The following is a 19,298-nucleotide window of genomic DNA, read 5'->3' on the forward strand; positions in this document are numbered from 1 at the left end:
AACGTGTTCTGAGGAAAAGCAGGCAGGTCAATCGACTCCTATGATACGGGCGACGTAACTTCTGGAGATCGAACTACGTGCGGTCGCTGGACTCTTAGCATCCGCAGATTTGCTAAGAATCATCAGATAGCGCTTGCAGGGGGGACAGGCCGTCTCGGGTGAGCAAAAGCCCATGACGGGCCATAGGAGGTCTTCGTCGTCTAAAACCTCGACGAGGTTATGCAGGATATTTCGCTTGGGAGACTGTGCAACTTTTCCTCGCACTGAAGCCGGCGGATGACCTTGGGATAAGGGGTGTGGCAACAATTCCAGTCAAAGGCTGCGATATGGCTAAAGTCGTATTTAGTCTCTAATAAGATTTCACAAAACATCAATTACATACCAAACAATCACACAGCGGCGAACGCCTCTGCGTAGACCACCCGGTTGCGGCCCGATTCTTTCGCACGATAGAGGGCGATATCCGCCTGCTTTAGAAGCGGTTCAATGGGGTTAGATTTGTCCCAGTTTTGAATTGTGATGGCCCCTATACTCAAAGATACGAAGATTGGCCCCTGTGCCGTAGAGAATAGAACATCACTGATTGCCTTCCGCACCTGTTCAGCGCGCGCTTCCAAGTGTTCTGCATCGCAGCCGCTCAGGACAATCAGAAACTCTTCTCCGCCATAGCGACCCACTGCATCATACGACCTAACCGCATCGAGAAGACGTGTGGACACCTCTTCCAAAACCTCGTCGCCAATCGGATGACCATGTATGTCATTGATCTGTTTGAAATGGTCGATGTCGCAAAGCAATAATGAGACCGACGTGAGTTCCCTAGCCGACCGGCACAGTTCATTTCTCAAGAGGGCGAGAACGGCACCTCTATCCCACAATGACGTCAGAGCGTCATGAGTAGCCTTAAAGCGCATATCCTCACGGGCCTCTATCAATTTATCCTCAAGCTGAAGAATGCGGCGCCCAGTGTGTAATCTTGCCTTTAACTCTGCGGGGTGGAATGGCTTAGTGAGATAGTCATCCGCTCCCGCCTCCAATCCTTTCACAACATCTTCACTTGATTCCTTCGATGTGAGTAGGAGAATGTAGACATAAGAATCGTCATGTTTGGCCCGTACCTCACGGCAGACGCCTAGACCGTCCAGCTCAGGCATCATCCAGTCGACTAATGCAAGTCGGGGTCCATCGGCCTTCGACAATTCAGATGCAGCCTGCCGACCATCTTCAGCGGTGATGACCTCATAGCCGCTGTGCTGGAGCGTTCGCTCCAGCAGTCGACGCGAGATTGGATCATCGTCTGCAATGAGAATCTTCACTTTACTGCCTCCAGGCACAAGCCTTCTAATGCCTCGATCGCACGCGCTACTTCTTTCTCAAGCTCAATTACTTTGGGTTCTGCTAAGGCAATTTCGCCGGCTGTTCCCAGCAGCTCCAGCTCACCCGCGATCCCGGATGCAATGGGAGCCGACAGATTACCAAATGCGCCTTTTAAAGCGTGTCCAACTCGCTGCAGGGCCAAAGGATCCCCGTTCGCGATCGCAGCTCGTGCCGCTTTTAGCTGCTCCGGATAATCAAGCCGCAGTAGTTCGAGTAACTCAGAAAGAAAGACTCGATCGCCATCTATTCGTTCAAGAAGCTCTTCTGTGCAGATGGGATTTTCCGGTGAATTGCTTGATTCCAAGACAGAAGGCACTTCGCGATCCCTCGCAATATAAATGTCCAGCAAGTCGTCGAGTTCCTGCGGACGGATCGGTTTAGATAGATATCCGTCCATGCCAGCCTCTAAGCAACGTTCGCGGTCACCTTTCATCACGAGTGCCGTCATGGCCACTACTGCTTGACGCGTTCCGAGTCCTTTCTCTCGCTTACGAAGTTGAATAGTAGCTTCCAATCCATCCATCTCGGGCATCTGCACATCCATCAGCACCAGATCGTAGGATCTCTTCTCTAAGGCCGCCAGAGCCTCTCTGCCATTGGCGGCGAGGCTTACGTGGTGGCCCCGCTTCTCGAGAAGGCGTATCGCCAGTTTTTGATTAACCGCATTGTCTTCCGCAAGAAGAATGTCCAAGCTCCTTGCTGAGCCGCGGCTTTCGTGCAGTGAATATTGTGTGATCATAGGCACAATTCCAACTTGCTCCCTTATGCTGAGGACTCGTGCGATGGCCTCTCGCAGTTCGGTTTGACGAACAGGCTTCAGAAGGTAGGCAGCGATCCCGAGCTCTTCGCAACGTGCTGCATCGCCCCGTTGGCCACCCGAAGTCAGCATCATGATTGTCGACGTTGATAACTCGGGATTCTCTTTGATGTGTTGCACCAGGCCAAATCCGTCCATCCTGGGCATGTGCATGTCGGTCAGGATGAGACCATATGGCTCATTGTTATTTCGTGCCTCCGACAGCGCATTCAGCGCCTTTTCTCCGTCGGATGCCGTAGTTGGAATCATCCCCCAGCGCTTGACAAGACCCTCGAGGATTCGACGATTCGTCCGGTTGTCATCGACTATCAAAACCTTAATTCCGCGCAAGATCACGGGGCCAACATTGTTTTCGATCACAGTCTCATGCTTTGTTGCGCTTCCCAAGCGAACTGTGAAGTGAAAGTGGGATCCTACTCCTGGCTCGCTCTCCACCCAAATGCGTCCACCCATCATTTCAATTAGACGCTTGGAGATCGTCAAGCCAAGGCCGGTCCCTCCAAATTCGCGCGTCGTTGAAGTATCGGCCTGATTGAAGGAGTCGAAGATTACCTTTAGCTTTTCCGGTGCGATACCCACGCCAGTATCGGAAACGATGAAGTGAAGAGTCGTGGCCTTCTCCTCTATTAAATCGGCTCGGACCTTTAGGCTGACCTCGCCCTCTGCGGTAAATTTTAGAGCATTTCCTACCAAGTTGATCAAGATCTGTCGGAGGCGTCCGGGATCACCCATCATTGCGTCCGACAGTTCATGGGAGACTTCACACAACAGTTCAAGCCCCTTCTCATCAGCGCGTAGTGCCAGTGTCTTGAGAGCCCCTTCAATGCATTCGCACAGATTAAACTCGATTACTTCGAGGTCCACCTTGCCTGCTTCGATTTTTGAAAAATCAAGGATGTCGTTGATCACATTAAGCAACGCGTCGGCGGACAGTTTGACAGTTTCCAGATAGTCTCGTTGCTCTCGATTTAGTTCGGTCTCCAGTGTGAGATCGGTCATACCGATTATGCCGTTCAACGGAGTGCGAATCTCATGGCTCATATTCGCGAGGAATTCGCTCTTCGCCTGGCTTCCTGCTTCGGCAATCTTCACTCGTTCCCGTTCAGTGTCCATTGCGGCCATCATTGTGTAGTGCTGTTTACTCAATTCGAGCTCCATAGCCTGAACGGAAAAGCGGCGGTCCAACAAAGACATTAGGATTACTAGTCCCAATACCATTACGGTCACAAGCGCTATCCCAACTACTCCAAGTTGAGAGATGTCGATCGTATGTTTGAGAGTGGAAGCTAATAGCGGAGTCGGCATGAAGCTGACGGCGGCCATTCCCACGTAGTGCATGATGGGTATTGCAAGCCCCATTATCAGTGCGCAGCCGGATTTCCCCCAACTCCACGTCGATGTCTGCCCTCTCATTGCGAATGTCAACCATAACGCTACAAAGGAGATGAGAATTGCGAGGGCTAAGGAAAGCGCGACCAAGCCGCGGGAATAACTACACATCGCGGGTAGCCGCATAGCCTCCATGCCGATGTAATGCATGGCAGCAATCCCACCGCCCATCAGCAGACTCCCAAGGATCGCGGCAGGAATCGTCATTGTCCTTCGGCTCACCACTAAAAGAGCTATCGCAGACGCAAATACCGCCGCTACCATTGAAAGCAGAACGGTCGGCCAGTCGTACAGCACCGGCACCGGCAGGCGGAGGGCCTCCATGCCTACGTAATGCATTGACCAGATACCGACCCCCATGGCTAAGGCACCACCCACCAGCCAGACGAAGCGTAGCATCCCTTTTGCCGCCGTCACTCTCCCTGCGAGATCAAGCGCCGCGTATGCTGAAAATATTGCGATAAGAACGGAGGCAGTAACTAGGCGAAGGTCATAATATCCGCCCAACGTAGAACTGAAAGCATCCATGCGACACCTATAAAGGACTCTGTTGTTATGCAGGAGCTTACCCCTCCCCAACCTCCCTCGATGTAGCACCTTTGGGCCACGACCTTATTTTTATAAGTAGCGATCCCCTCCTGGGCTCCTATTTTCGAGTAAATCGAATTCCACTCATCCCCGATAAATAGTGAATTTCAGCACTGACGCAATAACTATCCTGTGCATAAGATCGTTCGTCTTTTCGTAAGAAACCACTTTTAATTGTAGGGGTATTTGGTATAGTAAGTGGAAAGTAAGCAGAATGGAATTCCTCTCGAGCAAGTAGACGGCAACAGACCGCTGGGCGCCTTTCAACGGTATCTTTGCATTACCTGTCTAGAATGATCTACACTAGTTACCCGAGGTATCTTCGTTGACTGGAATAAGCCATTAGGTCACAATTATTTCGATTCTCGGAGTGAAGTCAGAGATTATAACGATTCCTCGATGCTGATCCAGCCATATGTCACCTGCCATGGGTGAAAGCCGTATAGTTAGCAGCTGGGCCAGTGTCAATATGGCCAGTAATAAACGATACTGTCGCTATTTCCGTCCAGAACTAGGTCGATTGCAATTGGACCGAGCACTGTGGCATCAATTGTCTGGATCCAGCCATGATGATTGCTCGATCTAAATCAGCAATTGGAGCCCCTGGTCTGAAACCATATCTTGTAACGTTCGTTTTGAGTCAACCGGCTCTTCGAAGTAAATCTCGATATTAGGCGCCGATTTGTTGTCTCTCGTTCATTTCATCACGCTCAACGCAGCGCCCAAAATCTCTTCCAGGTCGCCAAATCTCGTTTGATAATCGCTCAGGCTACGACGAATTACCTCTTGCGCCTCGCTATATCCGTACGTGTGAGTGATCTCACAGCCACCTGAAGTTGAACCTGGCGCTTGCTTATAAGTAAGAAAATAGTGACGTAGTCGATCGAGCACTGGCTCAGGTACTAGCGTGATGTCTGTCCATGTACCGTAGGTGGCATCGTCCTTGAGCACTCCAATAATCTTGTCGTCCGCTTCATCTTGATCTAGCATGCGGAATCCTCCGATGGGAATACATTCGACTAAGACGTTGCCATGTTGGATCGGACGATCTGTCAAGACACAGATGTCAAGCGGATCACCGTCTCCCTCTAAAACGCGACCAATCTTCTCAGAAGAGAAAGCAGCCACGCTTTCTCCGCAAAACGTTTGAGGGACGAACCCATACAGCGCTGGACATAAGTTTGAGTATTTTTGAGGACGATCGACTTTCAGGTACCCGGAAATTTTATCGATCTCGTATTTAAGCGTGTCCGAAGGAACAACTTCTATAAAGCACTGCACAATCGCCGGTGCATCCTCTCCCGGCGATATTCCATGCCAAGGGTGTGGCTTAAAAAGTACGCCTAGTAACTTCCACAATGGCTGTTCGGCTTTACTCATGGATAACCAATTCTTTCTAGGTTCCTTCGGTAGGATAGATGAGAAGCTTTAGGTTAGGTTTCTATTATGTTCGCACTAGTTGATCATACTCATGGCGTGCAATCGGGTTTCGGTCATTTCTCCAACGCCGAACCATAATCGGACAGTGAATGGGAAGCTTATAGGCGTATTGGTTAGACACTTACCTCAACTAAATAAGAATCATAAATAGCGCGAGCCGCAAGTACGTGGAGTATACTCTCGCTAACTGACAAGTAAGTTCAGTGGAAGCAATTGTTTTCGGATAGCCTATCCTCTGATTTGCTGTAGTGATCAACAATCAAACCTCCTCCCGATATCACTGAAAAGCGGCAAGAAACTCTAAGAATCGTTCGGGTAACTCCGACCGGCCGATTTGGTCTGCGGTTCATGTTGCAAAAAATAGTGATAGATCCTCGTATTCCTTGCGATTTAACTTGGATCAGTTCTTTAGAGCGGGCGTGGTATGCCTACGCATCAGTACGGCAAGTAGCTGATCATTTGGAGGGACGGATCGCCGAATAGCCTTGGGAAAAGCGACCTCGCATAAGCAAAAAACACCGAGTGCTTTGTCGTTCGATCCGGCCATGCACATTGAAGGAATTTCTGACGGCCAGTCTACAGAACCATGATGAGGGCAATCACATGAAGCTACAGAGTCCGACAGTTGCTCCCCTTCCCCCTACTATCTCAAATGACTGGGCGACTGCCATTGAACAAGTTCTTCGGAATCAATTTGCCAAAGGCATAAGTAATGCCACACCAGATGAACTATTTCGAGCTACCGCATTGGTTTTGCGTCCGGGCATCGTTGATGGCCTGCTGGAGACCGCCGCACGATTTCGCTCGGCAAACGCCAAGTCCGTCTATTACCTATCAATGGAGTTCCTCCTAGGTCGATCACTCAGGAATAATCTTCAAAACCTTGGCTTGTATGATGTGATTGAAGATGCTTTGGCGGTGCTTGGCCTTCGTCTTTCGGATGTGCTTGAAGTTGAGCCAGATGCGGCATTGGGTAATGGCGGCCTGGGACGTTTGGCTGCCTGTTTCCTAGATTCGCTCGCTTCTCTACACATGCCCGGCTTTGGATACGGCATCAATTACGAATTCGGACTATTTCGGCAGGAGATAGAGGACGGCCGCCAGAAAGAAAAGCCGGATTACTGGGCCAGCGAGCAGTCACCTTGGCTCATCGAGCATCAGGATCAGGCTTTTATCGTTCCGATCTACGGACGCATTGAGCACGGTGTCGACCGGCTAGGACAATACAATCCAATGTGGATGGACTGGAAGGTCCTGATTGGTATTCCTCACGATTTCCCGATTGTAGGTCAGGACGCGCGCACAGTGAATACTCTGAGGCTGTTCTCAGCACGCGCATCGGACGAATTTGATATCCACATTTTCAATGAAGGCGATTATTTCAAGGCTGTAGAGCAGAAGATACAGTCCGAGACCGTGAGCAAAGTGCTGTATCCATCGGATGCAGTGGACACCGGACGCTATCTTCGCTTTACACAAGAATATTTTCTCGTTGCGTGCGCTGTACGTGATATCTTCCGCCGCTTTATGTCACGGTATTCACACCCGCGGGAGTTTGCAGATCAGGTCGCCATCCAGATGAACGACACGCATCCGGCGCTCGCCGTCACAGAATTGATGCGAACGCTGATCGATGAGCACGAGATGGGTTGGGACGAGGCATGGGAGATTACGCAGGCAAGCTGCGGTTATACCAATCATACCCTGATGCCCGAAGCGCTCGAACGTTGGTCCATTGACATGTTCGAGCGGGTCCTGCCGCGCCATCTTCAGATTCTTCATGAGATTAACCATCGGTTTCTCGGTCAGGTAGCCACCCGGTGGCCAGGCGAGCACCATCGGCTTGAGCGTATGTCGCTAATAGAAGAAGGGAGTCCGCAACTGGTCCGGATGGCCAATCTTGCGATTGTTGGGAGCCACTCTGTTAATGGAGTTGCGGAGTTACATTCAGACTTGGTTAGATCACAGTTGGTGCCCGACTTCAATGAATTCTACCCGGGCCGGTTCAACAATAAGACGAATGGCGTCACGCCGCGTCGTTGGCTGATGCATTCAAATCCCGCGCTGTGCATGTGGATTGACGAGAGGATCGGCGAGCAGTGGCGTAAAGACCTGGATCACCTGCTCGGCCTGGAACGCTTTAGCGACGATCCGGTCTCGCAACGGGGATTCCTCGCCGTCAAATATGCCAATAAGGAGAAGTTGGCCCGAACGATTCTTGACTGCACAGGTGTGCGTGTTGATCCGCTGGCGATGTTCGACGTCCAAGTGAAACGAATTCACGAATATAAGCGCCAGTTATTGCATACCCTTGCCATAATCGACGAGTACTTCCGCATTATTGAGGATGATAAGTTCCCGGAAGTTCCGCGCGTGCATGTGTTTGCCGGCAAGGCGGCGCCGGGATACTTCAGAGCAAAACTGATCATCAATCTGATAAACAACGTTGCTTCAGTGGTCAACAGCGATCCGAGAGTTGGGGATCTTTTGAAGGTCGTTTTTCTCCCTGACTACAAGGTTTCCCTGGCCGAAATTATCATTCCGGGCGCCGATCTAAGTGAGCAGATCTCAACCGCAGGAATGGAAGCCTCCGGTACCAGCAATATGAAGTTCGCACTTAACGGAGCACTGACAGTCGGGACCCTCGATGGAGCCAATGTTGAAATGTTGCGAGAATTGGGAGAAGACAATATTTTCATCTTCGGCCTGCACGCAGAGGAAGTGCGCTGCGCTTGGTCGAATGGTTATGATCCTTGGCACTGGTATCACCAAGACAGGCGAATAAAGCGCGTTCTGGACAGTCTTGCTGCGAATACCTTTTCTCCTGGTGAACCCGGCATCTTCATCCCTATCCGAAGCTCCCTTCTCGACGAGGGTGACCACTACCTTCATCTGGCAGATTTCTGTTCGTATCTTGCCACGCAGGAAGTAATATCGGAAACCTTCCTTGATCCTGCCAAATGGAACTCCAAAGCCATTCTTAACGTGGCGCGGATGAGCAAGTTTTCAAGTGACAGGACGATAAAAGAGTATGCGCATGATATCTGGAACGTCCGACCTATTCTCCCAACTGGCGAACGGTAACACGGGATGAAGATCCTGCTAGTTGACGATGATCCCGTTGTGCGCAGTATACACTCCATGTTGTTGCATCGGCAGGGCCATGAGGTTCTGGAAGCAAATGACGGCGAACTCGCCTGGCAGCTAATAAAAGGAAATTCAGTCAGTTTTGTAGTTAGCGACTGGATGATGCCGAACCTAGCCGGCGTTGACCTTTGTCGGAAAATTCGCGCTGCGAACTTCGAGCGTTATGTATATGTCATCCTATGCACTTCCAGAGGAGCGAAGGCCGATCTTATCGAAGGTATGGATGCAGGAGCTGATGACTTCCTCGTCAAACCGATAAGCCCTGAAGAGCTTCGGGTCAAGGTAAGGGCCGGTGAGCGTGTCTTGAACCTTCAGCAAGGACTTGCCGACAAGAACCGCGAACTCGCCGGAATTAACCACCGGCTGCAATCCGCCCATAATCTCATCGAAGATGATCTCAGAGCCGCCGCGTGGATGCAGGAAAGATTGTTACCGGCGCCGGCTCTCCAGGCACATGGAATAAGGTGTGAGTGGCGCCTCCAGTCTTCTGGATATGTCGCTGGCGATATCTTCAACTTTTTCTCTATGAACGAAAAGCAGGTAGGGTTCTATCTACTAGACGTTTCCGGTCACGGAGTTCCAGCGGCGATGCTGTCAGTCACGCTCAGCATGATACTCACTCCAGAGGCAACCCACGGCAGCCCCTTAAAGCGTTACGACTCGGCCACCGGCACGTTCGAAGTATTATCGCCATTTGATGCCATTCGTGAACTAAATCGGCGCTTTCAGTTGAAAGACGACCGATACTTCACGATGATCTACGGCGTAATCGATAGTCAATCATCGATTTTACGAGTGGCGCAAGCCGGACACCCAGGGCCAATCCTGATCAGAAAAAAAGGAGGTTTAGAAATCCTCGGGACCGGCGGCATGCCGGTTGGACTCTGGCCCGAAATTGAATTTGACTGCGTTGAAACACCAATTTTTCATGGGGATCGGCTACTGCTTTATTCAGATGGCGTTACGGAATGCAAGAGCGTTCGAGACGAAGAACTAGGTAAGGAACGTCTTGTTGCATATCTGGAGCGATGCGCGGCGCAACCACTGGACGAATTGCTAGGAGGACTTATTGCCGAAATCAGGATGTGGCACGGCAATGCCGACTTTGATGACGACCTGTCTTTACTAGCAATCGAGATGATCTGAGACATGACATGAGGCACTGGTTCCAGGGTCGGGTTATGTTTTAGCGCGAATACGAAAAAGGAGAAGTGGATGAGATTCGAAGAAAGCAAAGTAGGCAATTTGTTCATTGCAAAAGTACTTGAGAGCCGTATAACCGCTGATGTAGCTCCACGTTTCAAACAAGACCTCATCGGATTTGTGACCAAGGTCAAGCGACCGGTCATTCTCGATTTAAGTGATGTAACTTTCATAGATTCGAGCGGGCTGGGTGCACTTATAGGAAGTTTGAAGGTTATGAGTGACGACGGCGAGTTGGTTTTATGTGGAGCTCGTGAGAGTGTTGCAGGCATGTTCAAGCTGACACGGATGAATAAGGTGTTCCGAATGTTTCACAGTGTGGAAGACGCCGTGTCTGCACTATCTTAGTTCAGCCGGGGTACGGCCATGAGTGCTCTCCGCTTAACTATCGATAGCAATCTTAGCGACGTGTCTCTCGTCGCTGTCGCTATTAATCAAATATGCGTCCATATCGGCATGAACGAGATACAGGCAAGTCAGGTCGAGCTGTGCATCGCCGAAGCGGCAACGAATGTCATCCGTCACGCATACCACGGCGAGCGGGGTCAAACGGTCTCGATCGCAGTTTCAACGGACGTAGATAGGCTACAGATCGAGGTCTGTGACTGGGGAACGCCTATGCCTGCCGAACAAATCGACAGACTTATTCATGGCGCAGAGATAGTCGAGGTTGACAGAACTGACAGAGCTTTACTTAAAGAAGGCGGAAGAGGCCTACAAATTATTCGTAATCTCATGGACGAAGTTACTTATACCCGAGAGAAAAGTTTAAATCGCATGCAACTCACGAAGTATATTCTTTGCGACAGGATAACCTGAGACTGAAGTATGCTTGGGCTGTCTAGAGTATTAAGAGCTAATCCGGAAAAATAACGCAAGCGTCCGCGCGGTAATTCCTTGAGGCTCCCCCGATCCAGCTATTGAGGCGGTTGGTGGAGAAGGGGAATGGGCTGGCGGTATGAACTTGGCCGGGCAATGCCTGGCGAACCCAGTTAGCGCTTAGCCGAGATCCAAATGTGTCTTTTATATAACAACCACAAATATTCTGTTAGAATCAGCAATCTCAAGGGGCGGACCTACGGATCAGATTTAGTGATGATGTCAACGCCGAAGTGAACAAACTGGCCTGCGGAGGAGCTTCACTCCAGGTTACCAACGTCAAAATGACGTTCTCTCCAGTCAATAGGTTACTGAGAGAGGAGGTCATCATTGAAGCGACTTCTTTTATTAAACCCTCGCACCTCCGACGCGGCAGCATCTTGCCCGGGAGATAGGCCAACTGTTGACACTCAGTTGTCTATGAATGCAGCCAGGGAGCGCTCAGCTTTGTTTAAGTCTAGAGAAGATTTTCAGCAGACGTTGGAAGTTGCCGAGGAAGAGGCGCGGAATATCAATGCAAAATGGAAATTGCCAAACGAAGATTTAGAGATTCCCGAATCCAGGTCTCGGGTTCTCCTTGACGGGAAGCACCCAACCCCAAAACAGGTGAATTGCAGTCCCGAGAATGACCGAGTTCAATACAGCTACGACATTCAATCCGCCAACGAAGAGGTTCTTTCTAATGTCAAGGAGGTTCAGCGTTTCAACGAAGAATTGGAGTTGGCTAAGGAAGAAGCGCAGGCTATCAACGATAAGTGGGGCCAAATCAACGGAGAGCCGACGGTCGACATGTTCGATTCCAGTCACGCGCTCGATCTTGTCATCTCTATTTTAGAAGTCGTACGGGAGCCGCTGGTCATTTTGGATAACAACTTATGTGTAAAAAAGGCCAATCGTGCGTTTCATCGAATATTCAGGCAATCCGAGAAGGATACAGAGACAGTCTCCATTTATGAGCTGGCACAAGGCGCCTGGAATATTCCATCCCTAAAGAGTCTGCTTGAAAAAGTAGTTTTGGACAGTCGAGCTTACGAAGAGATTGAGGTTGAGACTGAATTTCCCCAGGTCGGCCGCAAAACCCTGCGTCTGAATGTGCGACGGCTCAGCGGCGGAGAAATGATTCTTATGGCCATTAGGGACGTCACGCCTCGCAGACGTACCGAGGTTGAACTGAGTCGCGTTCAGGATGAACTTCGTCAAGGGCAAAAAATGGAGGTCATTGGCCGGTTGGCTGGTGGAGTGGCCCATGACTTCAACAACATCTTGACTGGAATCCTCGGATTTAGTGAGATATTGATGAACGATTTGGGGGTGGGGACTGAAGCTTATCACCAGGCGGCGGAGATCAAGAAAGCAAGTGAACGAGCCGCTGCGTTGACCCAACAGTTGCTCGCGTTCAGCCGACGTCAAGTACTCCGTCCTCAGGTAGTCAACTTGAACACCGTGATTCTTGGCCTGAGCGAAATGCTGCGCAGACTTATCGGCGACAACATCCGATTGAACAATACACTCGATGAAAAGCTAGGAGCATTGTGCGCAGATCCGGGGCAGATAGGCCAGGTGATTCTGAATCTTGCACTCAATGCTCGGGATGCAATGACCAAAGGGGGTATGCTCTCGATTCGGACTGAGAACGTCCAGGTGGATGAGATGGGTGAACGGATTCGTGGCTTGGCACCCGGCAGATATGTCAGCCTGACGGTCACCGATTCTGGTACTGGGATGGATCTCGAAACCCAACAGCATATCTTTGAACCCTTCTACACCACGAAGCCTCAGGGCTCGGGGACAGGTCTGGGGTTAGCCACTGTATTCGGCGTTGTGAACCAAAGCGGCGGACACATCCAATTTACGAGTGAATTAAACTGCGGGACCACCTTCTGGATAGATTTTCCTCGCGTTGAAGGAAGCAGCTCCGTTCCAGCCCCGCGCGAACGTGCTGAGATGCTTACGGGTACCGAAACAATCATGGTGGTGGAAGATGATGAACTAGTTCGCGAACTTGTGCTTATTTTACTGCAACGGCAGGGCTACACGGTTCTCGACGTGGGACAAGCCGACCAGGCTTTAGCGATGTGCGAATCATATTCCTCCCGCATCGATTTGATACTGACGGATCTGCTCATGCCTGGAAAAATGGACGGCCGAGATCTCGTGGAACAGGTCCTCAAGATTCGTCCAGAAATTAAGGTGCTCCTCATGTCTGGCTATACTACGGATGCAATGGCGGTCTCCGGCGTGAAAGAAGGAGTTCCCTTCCTTCAAAAGCCGTTTACTCAACAAGAACTGGCAGGCAAAGTACGAGAAGTCCTCAATAACACCGTTTAATTTTGCGATTCAGATTGAAACAAGGATTTTGAGGTAGTTTATGTTGTTATCAACCGATCGGAAGATTCGTCAGTAGTGCAGTTTACTGGCCATGCGCTTCGCCCTATTTTGTATGTCAACACTCAGGTTTAATGCTTATTTTGAATAGGTTTGTTCCCTGTTTCACGTGGCGCCCACAGTCCTCTTTGTAATGTTCTTGGATCAACAAAGATTTATTATTGTGGGCGCTAAAAGAACTTATAAGTAGTCTCAAAGCAATTTGCATACGCTTCAAGGCTAAACCGGAAGTTTCTCAATGACGAAAAGCAACCGCACAATCTTAGGAAGCGTATAAGATGCAGTAAGACTCACTAACGCCAAATCTGGTAATCCCTTGATGAGCACTTTTACTGGATGGCTTTCTTTGGAAGAAGCAGATGTGCCCATGGGCCCGAAGCTAAATGGGTATGGATCCCTTTATGCTTTCGTTAGGCTGAGTCTGCCTCCGACCGTGCTCATAGATCCCGCGGTTCACTCGCTCAATCGCCCTTCGCGGGGTAGATAAGTGAATCTCGCCTGCGTACAACCGAGCACATACGCGATCCTCGACTTTGCGCGCCTGCCCATGGCTGTTACTGGTGGCGTAGACCAGATAATCTGCTACGCCAACCCGTCCTTTTGTCGCTTAGTAGGCAAGAACAGAGAAGAAATTATAGGTAAGGCATGCGCCGAATTATTGCCCAAAGAGGACAAATGTCTCCTTTTGATTGATCGCGTTTATCGCACCGGAAATACCGAGTCTCATACGCAGGGGGACCACGCTAAACCACACGCCATCTACTGGTCCTACGAGATTTCACCAGTTTTTGGGGAACGACAGGATGTTGATACTCCAGTGGGCACGCTCCTTCAGGTGACAGAGACCGCCCCCTTTCATCGCCGGGCTACTGTGATGAACGAGGCTTTGCTAGTCTCCGCGGTGCGCCAGCACGAACTCATGGAGGGAGTGGAAATGCTCAATATTAAACTGCAGGAAGAGATTCAGGAGCGCCAACGGGCGGAGGCGGCAGTAGAACAGTTGGCGTTTTATGATCCCCTCACAGACTTGCCGAATCGGAGGCTTCTGATGGACCGGTTGCATCGTGCGTTGGTAACTTGTTGCCGCACGATGCACCACGGGGCAATCCTATTAATTGATCTTGATAACTTTAAAGATCTCAATGACACCCGAGGTCATCATCTTGGTGACCTGCTTCTTCAAGAGGTTGCACACCGGCTCAATACATGTATGAGAGAGTGCGATACCGTAGCGCGGCTGGGTGGCGACGAGTTCGTAATAATGATTGAAGAATTGAGCGAAGATCCTACCGTGGCGAATGGCCAAGCAAAAAAAATAGGGATGAAGGTCCTTGATGCGCTCAATATGCCCTACCATCTGGCCGGATACGAACATCGGAGCACTGGAAGCATTGGCATTACCTTGTTTAGCAAGAATCGGGAGTCCGTGGAAGATTTACTGAAACGTGCGGACATGGCCCAATATCGGGCAAAAGCGGCCGGCGGCAGCACAATTCAATTTTTTGATTTAGAGATGCAACGCGCAGTAACAGCACGGGCCGAACTGGAAGCCGACCTCCGCCGAGCTCTGCAAGAAAGGCAATTTATTCTTCATTATCAACCTCAGGTTGACTACAAGGGATCCCTAATCGGCGCCGAAGCACTACTGCGCTGGCAACATCCTCGCCGCGGATTGCTCTTACCTATGGAGTTTATCGCCTTTGCGGAGGGACACGGACTGATCGAGTCCATCGGGCAATGGGTCGTGGAAGCAGCGTGCATCCAGTTGATGGCTTGGAGCATGACGCCCCACACGGCACACCTCACACTCTCAGTAAACATAAGTGCTCGTGAATTTGGCCATCCCAACTTTGTCACGCGTATCTTGACAATTATTGATGAGATTGGCGCGGATCCTCGAAAGTTGATGTTGGAATTTACAGAAAGAGCGATGTTCGGCCCAGTAGAGGAAACGCTCGTCAAGATGTCCGCTTTGAAAGCTCGCGGTGTGCAGTTTGCGTTAGACGACTTTGGCATTGGATTTTCGTCACTCGCGTCTCTGAAGAGCCTCCCCTTAGACCAGCTGAAAATTGATCGGTCGTTCGTCCGCGATATACTGACCAATTCCAGCGATGCGATCATTGCCAGTGCCATCATAGCCTTGGGACGAAGCCTGGGGCTGAGCGTCATCGCCGAAGGGGTCGAAACCGAGGAACAACGGCAATTTCTTGGCCGCCATGATTGTCACGCCTACCAAGGTTATCTTTTCGGGCAACCAGGGGCTGTGGAGGATCTGTCATCGCTTGCAAGGCCACGGAGCGCCCTTGAACTGCAGACAGCCGGTTCCAAATTCCCGGCTAGTCGCCGCCACCTTTGCGGGTGATGATTCAGAAATTCCTTCCAATCTCAATCAAGAGCTTACACCCTAGGTTATTCTTCCAACAAAATTCAGAGCAGCGCCAAAACATCGGCAAGTGCAGGACTAACATTTAGCCTAGCGGTGTACTCCACACAATATAGGAATGCCTAACTTAGCCAGCCCACAGATGCGAGAAATCGCCGAACGACTTCTTGCCGATGAAGCGGCTGCGGCTATTCCTTCGGAGGCAGATGTCCCCGTAGCATTTCGCATCTGCGAGAAATTCCGTCGTCCTCTGACAACACTCGCGGGAGCCGCCGGCTTTCACTCGCTCCTATCGCGCGCCTTGAGGTTAGCGGTACGGGAAGCTCCGGTCCTTGGCGCGCTGCAGGTTAATGCGACCGGAATGTTAGAAGAGGTCAAACCTAATCGATACAACGATGATGCCGAGGGCCAAGCACTCCTTGTGGCACACCTGGTCGGCCTGCTTTTCACGTTCATTGGGGAGACGCTCACGCTGCGCTTGATGCATGATGTCTGGCCGAATGCATTGTTTATACCATTGGCCTCCGAAGGGACAGAAAAGCATGAGCCGCAAGGATAAGGTGATTCTCAACAAACTCCCAACGGGAGTACCGGGTCTGGATGAGATTATGGGCGGTGGTCTACCCGAGTACTCTTTCAATATCGTCGCGGGCGCTCCGGGATGTGGAAAGACGACTTTGGCGCATCAATTTATATTCGCGAATGCGACCCCTGAAAAGCCGGCCCTCTATTTCACCGTTCTAGGCGAACCTGCCCTCAAGATGCTGCGATATCAGCAGCAGTACTCGTTCTTCGATCAAGAAAAGGTACCCGGGTCCATTAAATTCGTCAATCTTAGCCAAGTGATTCTGGAGGAGGATCTCGACGCGGTTTTGAAAGAAATAACCAAACTGGTCGAAGAAATCAACCCCGGAGTAGTGGTGGTGGACTCGTTTCGCACGGTAGTGCGCAAAGCGGCCGGCGCAACTACCGAGATGGAATTGCAAGGTTTCGTGCAGCGACTGGCGCTCCACCTGACGAGCTGGCAGGCGACGACCTTTCTGATTGGGGAGTATGACGAGGCAGAGATGCGTGACAATCCGGTGTTTACGGTTGCGGATGGCCTTTTCTGGCTCTACCAATCTGCGGAGAGAAACTCCATTGTTCGAAAGTTCCAGATCATGAAGTTGCGAGGGCAAGCGTCGGTGCCAGGACTGCATACATTTCGTATTACCGGTGACGGCTTGCAAGCCTTTTCGCGAACCCGTGGCCTCACCAGGGTGAGAAGCAAGAATGTCACTCAGAGGCGGCTCTCCACCGGGATTACAGAGCTGGACAAGATGCTCGGAGGAGGCATTCCAGAGGGCGACAGTGTTCTCGTGGCAGGGGCGTCAGGAACGGGTAAATCAGTTTTGGCTATACAGTTTCTAGCCGAAGGTATACGGCAAGGCGAAGCGGGAATCGCGGCGGTCTTTGAAGAACGTCCAAGAGAGTATACCCAGCGGGCTGCCAGTCTTGGTCTTAACTTGGAAATGCCGCAGGTCGACGGCAAACTTGAGATTCTTTACCTTCGTCCGCTGGATCTTTCCGTGGACGAAACCATGCAAGAGATCCTCGATGCGGTACAAAAGATGGGCGCGAAGCGACTGGTGATCGATTCGCTGGCGGGTTTTGAGATGGTGCTGGCGCCGGGCTTCCGCACTGATTTTCGCGAATCGCTCTACCGGCTGATCAGTGCGCTGACAGGCATCGGCGTCACTATCCTTAGCACTGTAGAGCTGGAGGAGTCCTTCACGGAACTACCTTTCAGCACATACTCCATCTCGTTCTTGGCTGACGACATCGTTCGCTTTCGCTACGTCGAGATCGACGGCCAGTTGAGGAAGATAATGTTCGTCGTCAAGATGCGTGGCGGCAATCACAGCGTAGACATACGTGAATATGAAATTACCTCCAATGGAATTGTCTTGAAAGACCATCGCCTGCGGGGATATCAAGGCTTAATCACTGGCGTTCCAGCGCAATTGAACCGAGCCGTTCAAGTAGAATCATCTTCACATAAGTCAAAGGTCGAAAAGTAGAGACCTCTGGCGAATCGGGCGAATGACCGTCGGGGACGAACTTTCCGCGGGGACATCTAGGCTTGAAATTTTCTAAGTCTTGTGTCGAAAGCGATGCCCGGGGACAAGTCGGCTTGTAAGTTCATTTGTCTCGACCTTCTCCGTTCCTCGCCTCGAATGGCTTGGTCCGCGAGCGAGTCAAATAGCAAATCAACTAACCCAAAGGAGGTATTGGTACTAACAGGTACCAATGCGACTCTTGTCGACAGATGAAAAAGTCGCTAGCAAAGTTCAACGCATGTTTCGAACCCGTGTTCCCGAGAGCCTCATCTTGAAATTGGGTGCGTTGCTTCCCATTCGCATACTCTTCTTCGTCCTGGTGGCAATGAGACAATTCGTAACGACATGTTCAGTAACAGGTAATTCATTGTGATTCAGTCGAATGTAATTGCGGTCGTGTTTCAGCGGACCGACCATGGGCTTTGACAGGTATTGCTCTACAGATTCTGAGGCACTTAGCAGTTGTCACGGGGTTGGCAGTCGAGCGTCGGTCGTCTCTGACATTCTGGCCGTCATCGTCGCTACCACGATAGTCGTGCCGTCGGCATTCCTCACCACTCAATTGGCTGGCTTGGGGCCTCGATTGTTCGAAGTTTTTAAACGAGTGAGAGTTATTTCGAAACTACCAGAGAATATGTCTGGAACGTCCTTCGCGCGAAAATTTACTTATTTCCTAACGCGCATCTGTCACCTCTACGAATACCTTTTTACTCGCTCCGAACTTCCGAGAATTGCGAATTGGTAAAGCATTTATGGAAGTGTGATTATGTCAAATGATTTTGCCCCGCGTGTTCTGCTCGTAGACGATGAACTCATCATGCTCGAGATTGTAGGTGCAATCCTGGAGGCAAGTGGTTTTGTCTATCGTACGGCGAGCGATGGTATCGACGCCTTGAGGAAACTTCGTGAGACGCCGCCAGACATCATCATCTCTGATTTGAGAATGCCTAACATGTCAGGATTCGAGCTTCTCGCCATCGTTCGGCGACGCTTCCCACAGATTGCAGTCATTGTGATCAGTGGAGAGTTTGTTGCAAACGTTCACACTACTGGTCTGCTGACGAATGCTTTCTTCACCAAGGGCGAATACACGCCGGATCAATTGGTTTTGACTATCCATGACCTTTACCGCCAGTGTCCACTGCGGCCGCCCCTGCCTAAGCAGAAGGACGCTCCAATCTTGATAAGCCGCAGCACCAAACATCTGATGTTGACTTGCACCGAATGTCTGCGGTCGTTTCCTACAGAAAAACAAAACTCAACGGCTGAGGGGCTGCAAAATGCGGAATGCCCCTCTTGTGGAACAAGGATCGTTTACACGATCGACCGTACGATTCAGGAAGATCTCGACCTCGATACCCCTAACGTCGGCTTTCAAAACAATTCAACTATCCGTACCTTCTAGTCAATGATCTTTAGCAATTCGGAAAATATCTATCGCGCGGATCGAGATGAGCTCATTTTATCGTTCGTACCGATTTTGCTCTGTAGGTGATTTTTATATACGGAATCTATTCCGGCTCTCGTCACAAAAAGTTGTATGACCTGCTGCAGCTTGGGTATTGTCCCCGATTGCGTATTATCCGATGAT

Annotated in this window: 12 protein-coding genes; 9 read left to right on the top strand and 3 right to left on the bottom strand. The window is 50.7% G+C overall.

The annotated features are described in order from the left end of the window. Positions 1 to 389 precede the first annotated feature (389 nt). From RBB82_RS24495 to RBB82_RS24505, 3 genes are all read right to left on the bottom strand, one after another. On the bottom strand, positions 390 to 1,316 hold the full coding sequence (locus tag RBB82_RS24495) for a diguanylate cyclase (protein WP_433975717.1): 927 nt from the start codon (positions 1,314 to 1,316) through the stop codon (positions 390 to 392). Continuing rightward, complete coding sequence (locus RBB82_RS24500) at positions 1,313 to 4,000, bottom strand: response regulator (RefSeq protein ID WP_433975718.1); 2,688 nt, start codon at positions 3,998 to 4,000, stop codon at positions 1,313 to 1,315. Before RBB82_RS24500 ends, RBB82_RS24495 begins: the two co-directional genes overlap by 4 nt. A gap of 867 nt (positions 4,001 to 4,867) precedes the next feature. Then, positions 4,868 to 5,551, bottom strand: coding sequence for an inorganic pyrophosphatase (locus tag RBB82_RS24505; protein ID WP_433975720.1), 684 nt, complete (start codon positions 5,549 to 5,551; stop codon positions 4,868 to 4,870). A 663-nt stretch (positions 5,552 to 6,214) separates the two neighbouring features. Between RBB82_RS24505 and RBB82_RS24510 the strand changes: the two genes are divergently transcribed. The 9 genes from RBB82_RS24510 (at position 6,215) to RBB82_RS24550 (ending at position 19,112) form a co-directional block, all read left to right on the top strand. After that, on the top strand, positions 6,215 to 8,695 hold the full coding sequence (locus tag RBB82_RS24510; RefSeq protein ID WP_433975721.1) for a glycogen/starch/alpha-glucan phosphorylase: 2,481 nt from the start codon (positions 6,215 to 6,217) through the stop codon (positions 8,693 to 8,695). Between the two features lie 6 nt (positions 8,696 to 8,701). Further along, a complete protein-coding gene (locus tag RBB82_RS24515) occupies positions 8,702 to 9,904 on the top strand; it encodes a PP2C family protein-serine/threonine phosphatase (protein WP_433975723.1) in 1,203 nt (400 codons plus the stop codon). Between the two features lie 69 nt (positions 9,905 to 9,973). Continuing rightward, complete coding sequence (locus RBB82_RS24520) at positions 9,974 to 10,309, top strand: STAS domain-containing protein (protein WP_433975724.1); 336 nt, start codon at positions 9,974 to 9,976, stop codon at positions 10,307 to 10,309. A gap of 18 nt (positions 10,310 to 10,327) precedes the next feature. Further along, positions 10,328 to 10,780, top strand: a complete 453-nt coding sequence (locus RBB82_RS24525) for an ATP-binding protein (protein WP_433975725.1) — start codon at positions 10,328 to 10,330, stop codon at positions 10,778 to 10,780. A gap of 390 nt (positions 10,781 to 11,170) precedes the next feature. Further along, on the top strand, positions 11,171 to 13,168 hold the full coding sequence (locus RBB82_RS24530; protein ID WP_433975727.1) for an ATP-binding protein: 1,998 nt from the start codon (positions 11,171 to 11,173) through the stop codon (positions 13,166 to 13,168). Positions 13,169 to 13,712: 544 nt separating this feature from the next. Beyond that, entirely contained in the window at positions 13,713 to 15,587 is a 1,875-nt protein-coding gene (locus RBB82_RS24535) for an EAL domain-containing protein (protein ID WP_433975728.1), read from the top strand. 139 nt (positions 15,588 to 15,726) lie between these two features. Then, positions 15,727 to 16,167, top strand: coding sequence for a hypothetical protein (locus tag RBB82_RS24540; protein WP_433975729.1), 441 nt, complete (start codon positions 15,727 to 15,729; stop codon positions 16,165 to 16,167). Then, positions 16,151 to 17,668 (top strand): RAD55 family ATPase, encoded by a 1,518-nt coding sequence (locus RBB82_RS24545; protein ID WP_433975730.1) that lies wholly within the window; start codon positions 16,151 to 16,153, stop codon positions 17,666 to 17,668. The genes RBB82_RS24540 and RBB82_RS24545 overlap by 17 nt, the downstream gene beginning before the upstream one ends. 805 nt (positions 17,669 to 18,473) lie before the next feature. Beyond that, positions 18,474 to 19,112: a response regulator transcription factor gene (locus RBB82_RS24550; RefSeq protein WP_433975731.1), complete on the top strand. Its 639-nt coding sequence runs from the start codon at positions 18,474 to 18,476 to the stop codon at positions 19,110 to 19,112. Positions 19,113 to 19,298 lie beyond the last annotated feature (186 nt).

It is taken from the genome of Tunturiibacter lichenicola (assembly GCF_051013355.1).
In the GTDB taxonomy this organism is placed as follows: domain Bacteria; phylum Acidobacteriota; class Terriglobia; order Terriglobales; family Acidobacteriaceae; genus Edaphobacter; species Edaphobacter lichenicola_F.

Excerpts from the sequence above, each read along its gene's own strand:
- RBB82_RS24505 (WP_433975720.1), bottom strand. The coding sequence starts at position 5,551 with ATGAGTAAAGCCGAACAGCCATTGTGGAAGTTACTAGGCGTACTTTTT.
- RBB82_RS24510 (WP_433975721.1), top strand. The coding sequence starts at position 6,215 with ATGAAGCTACAGAGTCCGACAGTTGCTCCCCTTCCCCCTACTATCTCA.
- RBB82_RS24515 (WP_433975723.1), top strand. The coding sequence starts at position 8,702 with ATGAAGATCCTGCTAGTTGACGATGATCCCGTTGTGCGCAGTATACAC.
- RBB82_RS24520 (WP_433975724.1), top strand. The coding sequence starts at position 9,974 with ATGAGATTCGAAGAAAGCAAAGTAGGCAATTTGTTCATTGCAAAAGTA.
- RBB82_RS24525 (WP_433975725.1), top strand. The coding sequence starts at position 10,328 with ATGAGTGCTCTCCGCTTAACTATCGATAGCAATCTTAGCGACGTGTCT.
- RBB82_RS24540 (WP_433975729.1), top strand. The coding sequence starts at position 15,727 with ATGCCTAACTTAGCCAGCCCACAGATGCGAGAAATCGCCGAACGACTT.
- RBB82_RS24545 (WP_433975730.1), top strand. The coding sequence starts at position 16,151 with ATGAGCCGCAAGGATAAGGTGATTCTCAACAAACTCCCAACGGGAGTA.
- RBB82_RS24550 (WP_433975731.1), top strand. The coding sequence starts at position 18,474 with ATGTCAAATGATTTTGCCCCGCGTGTTCTGCTCGTAGACGATGAACTC.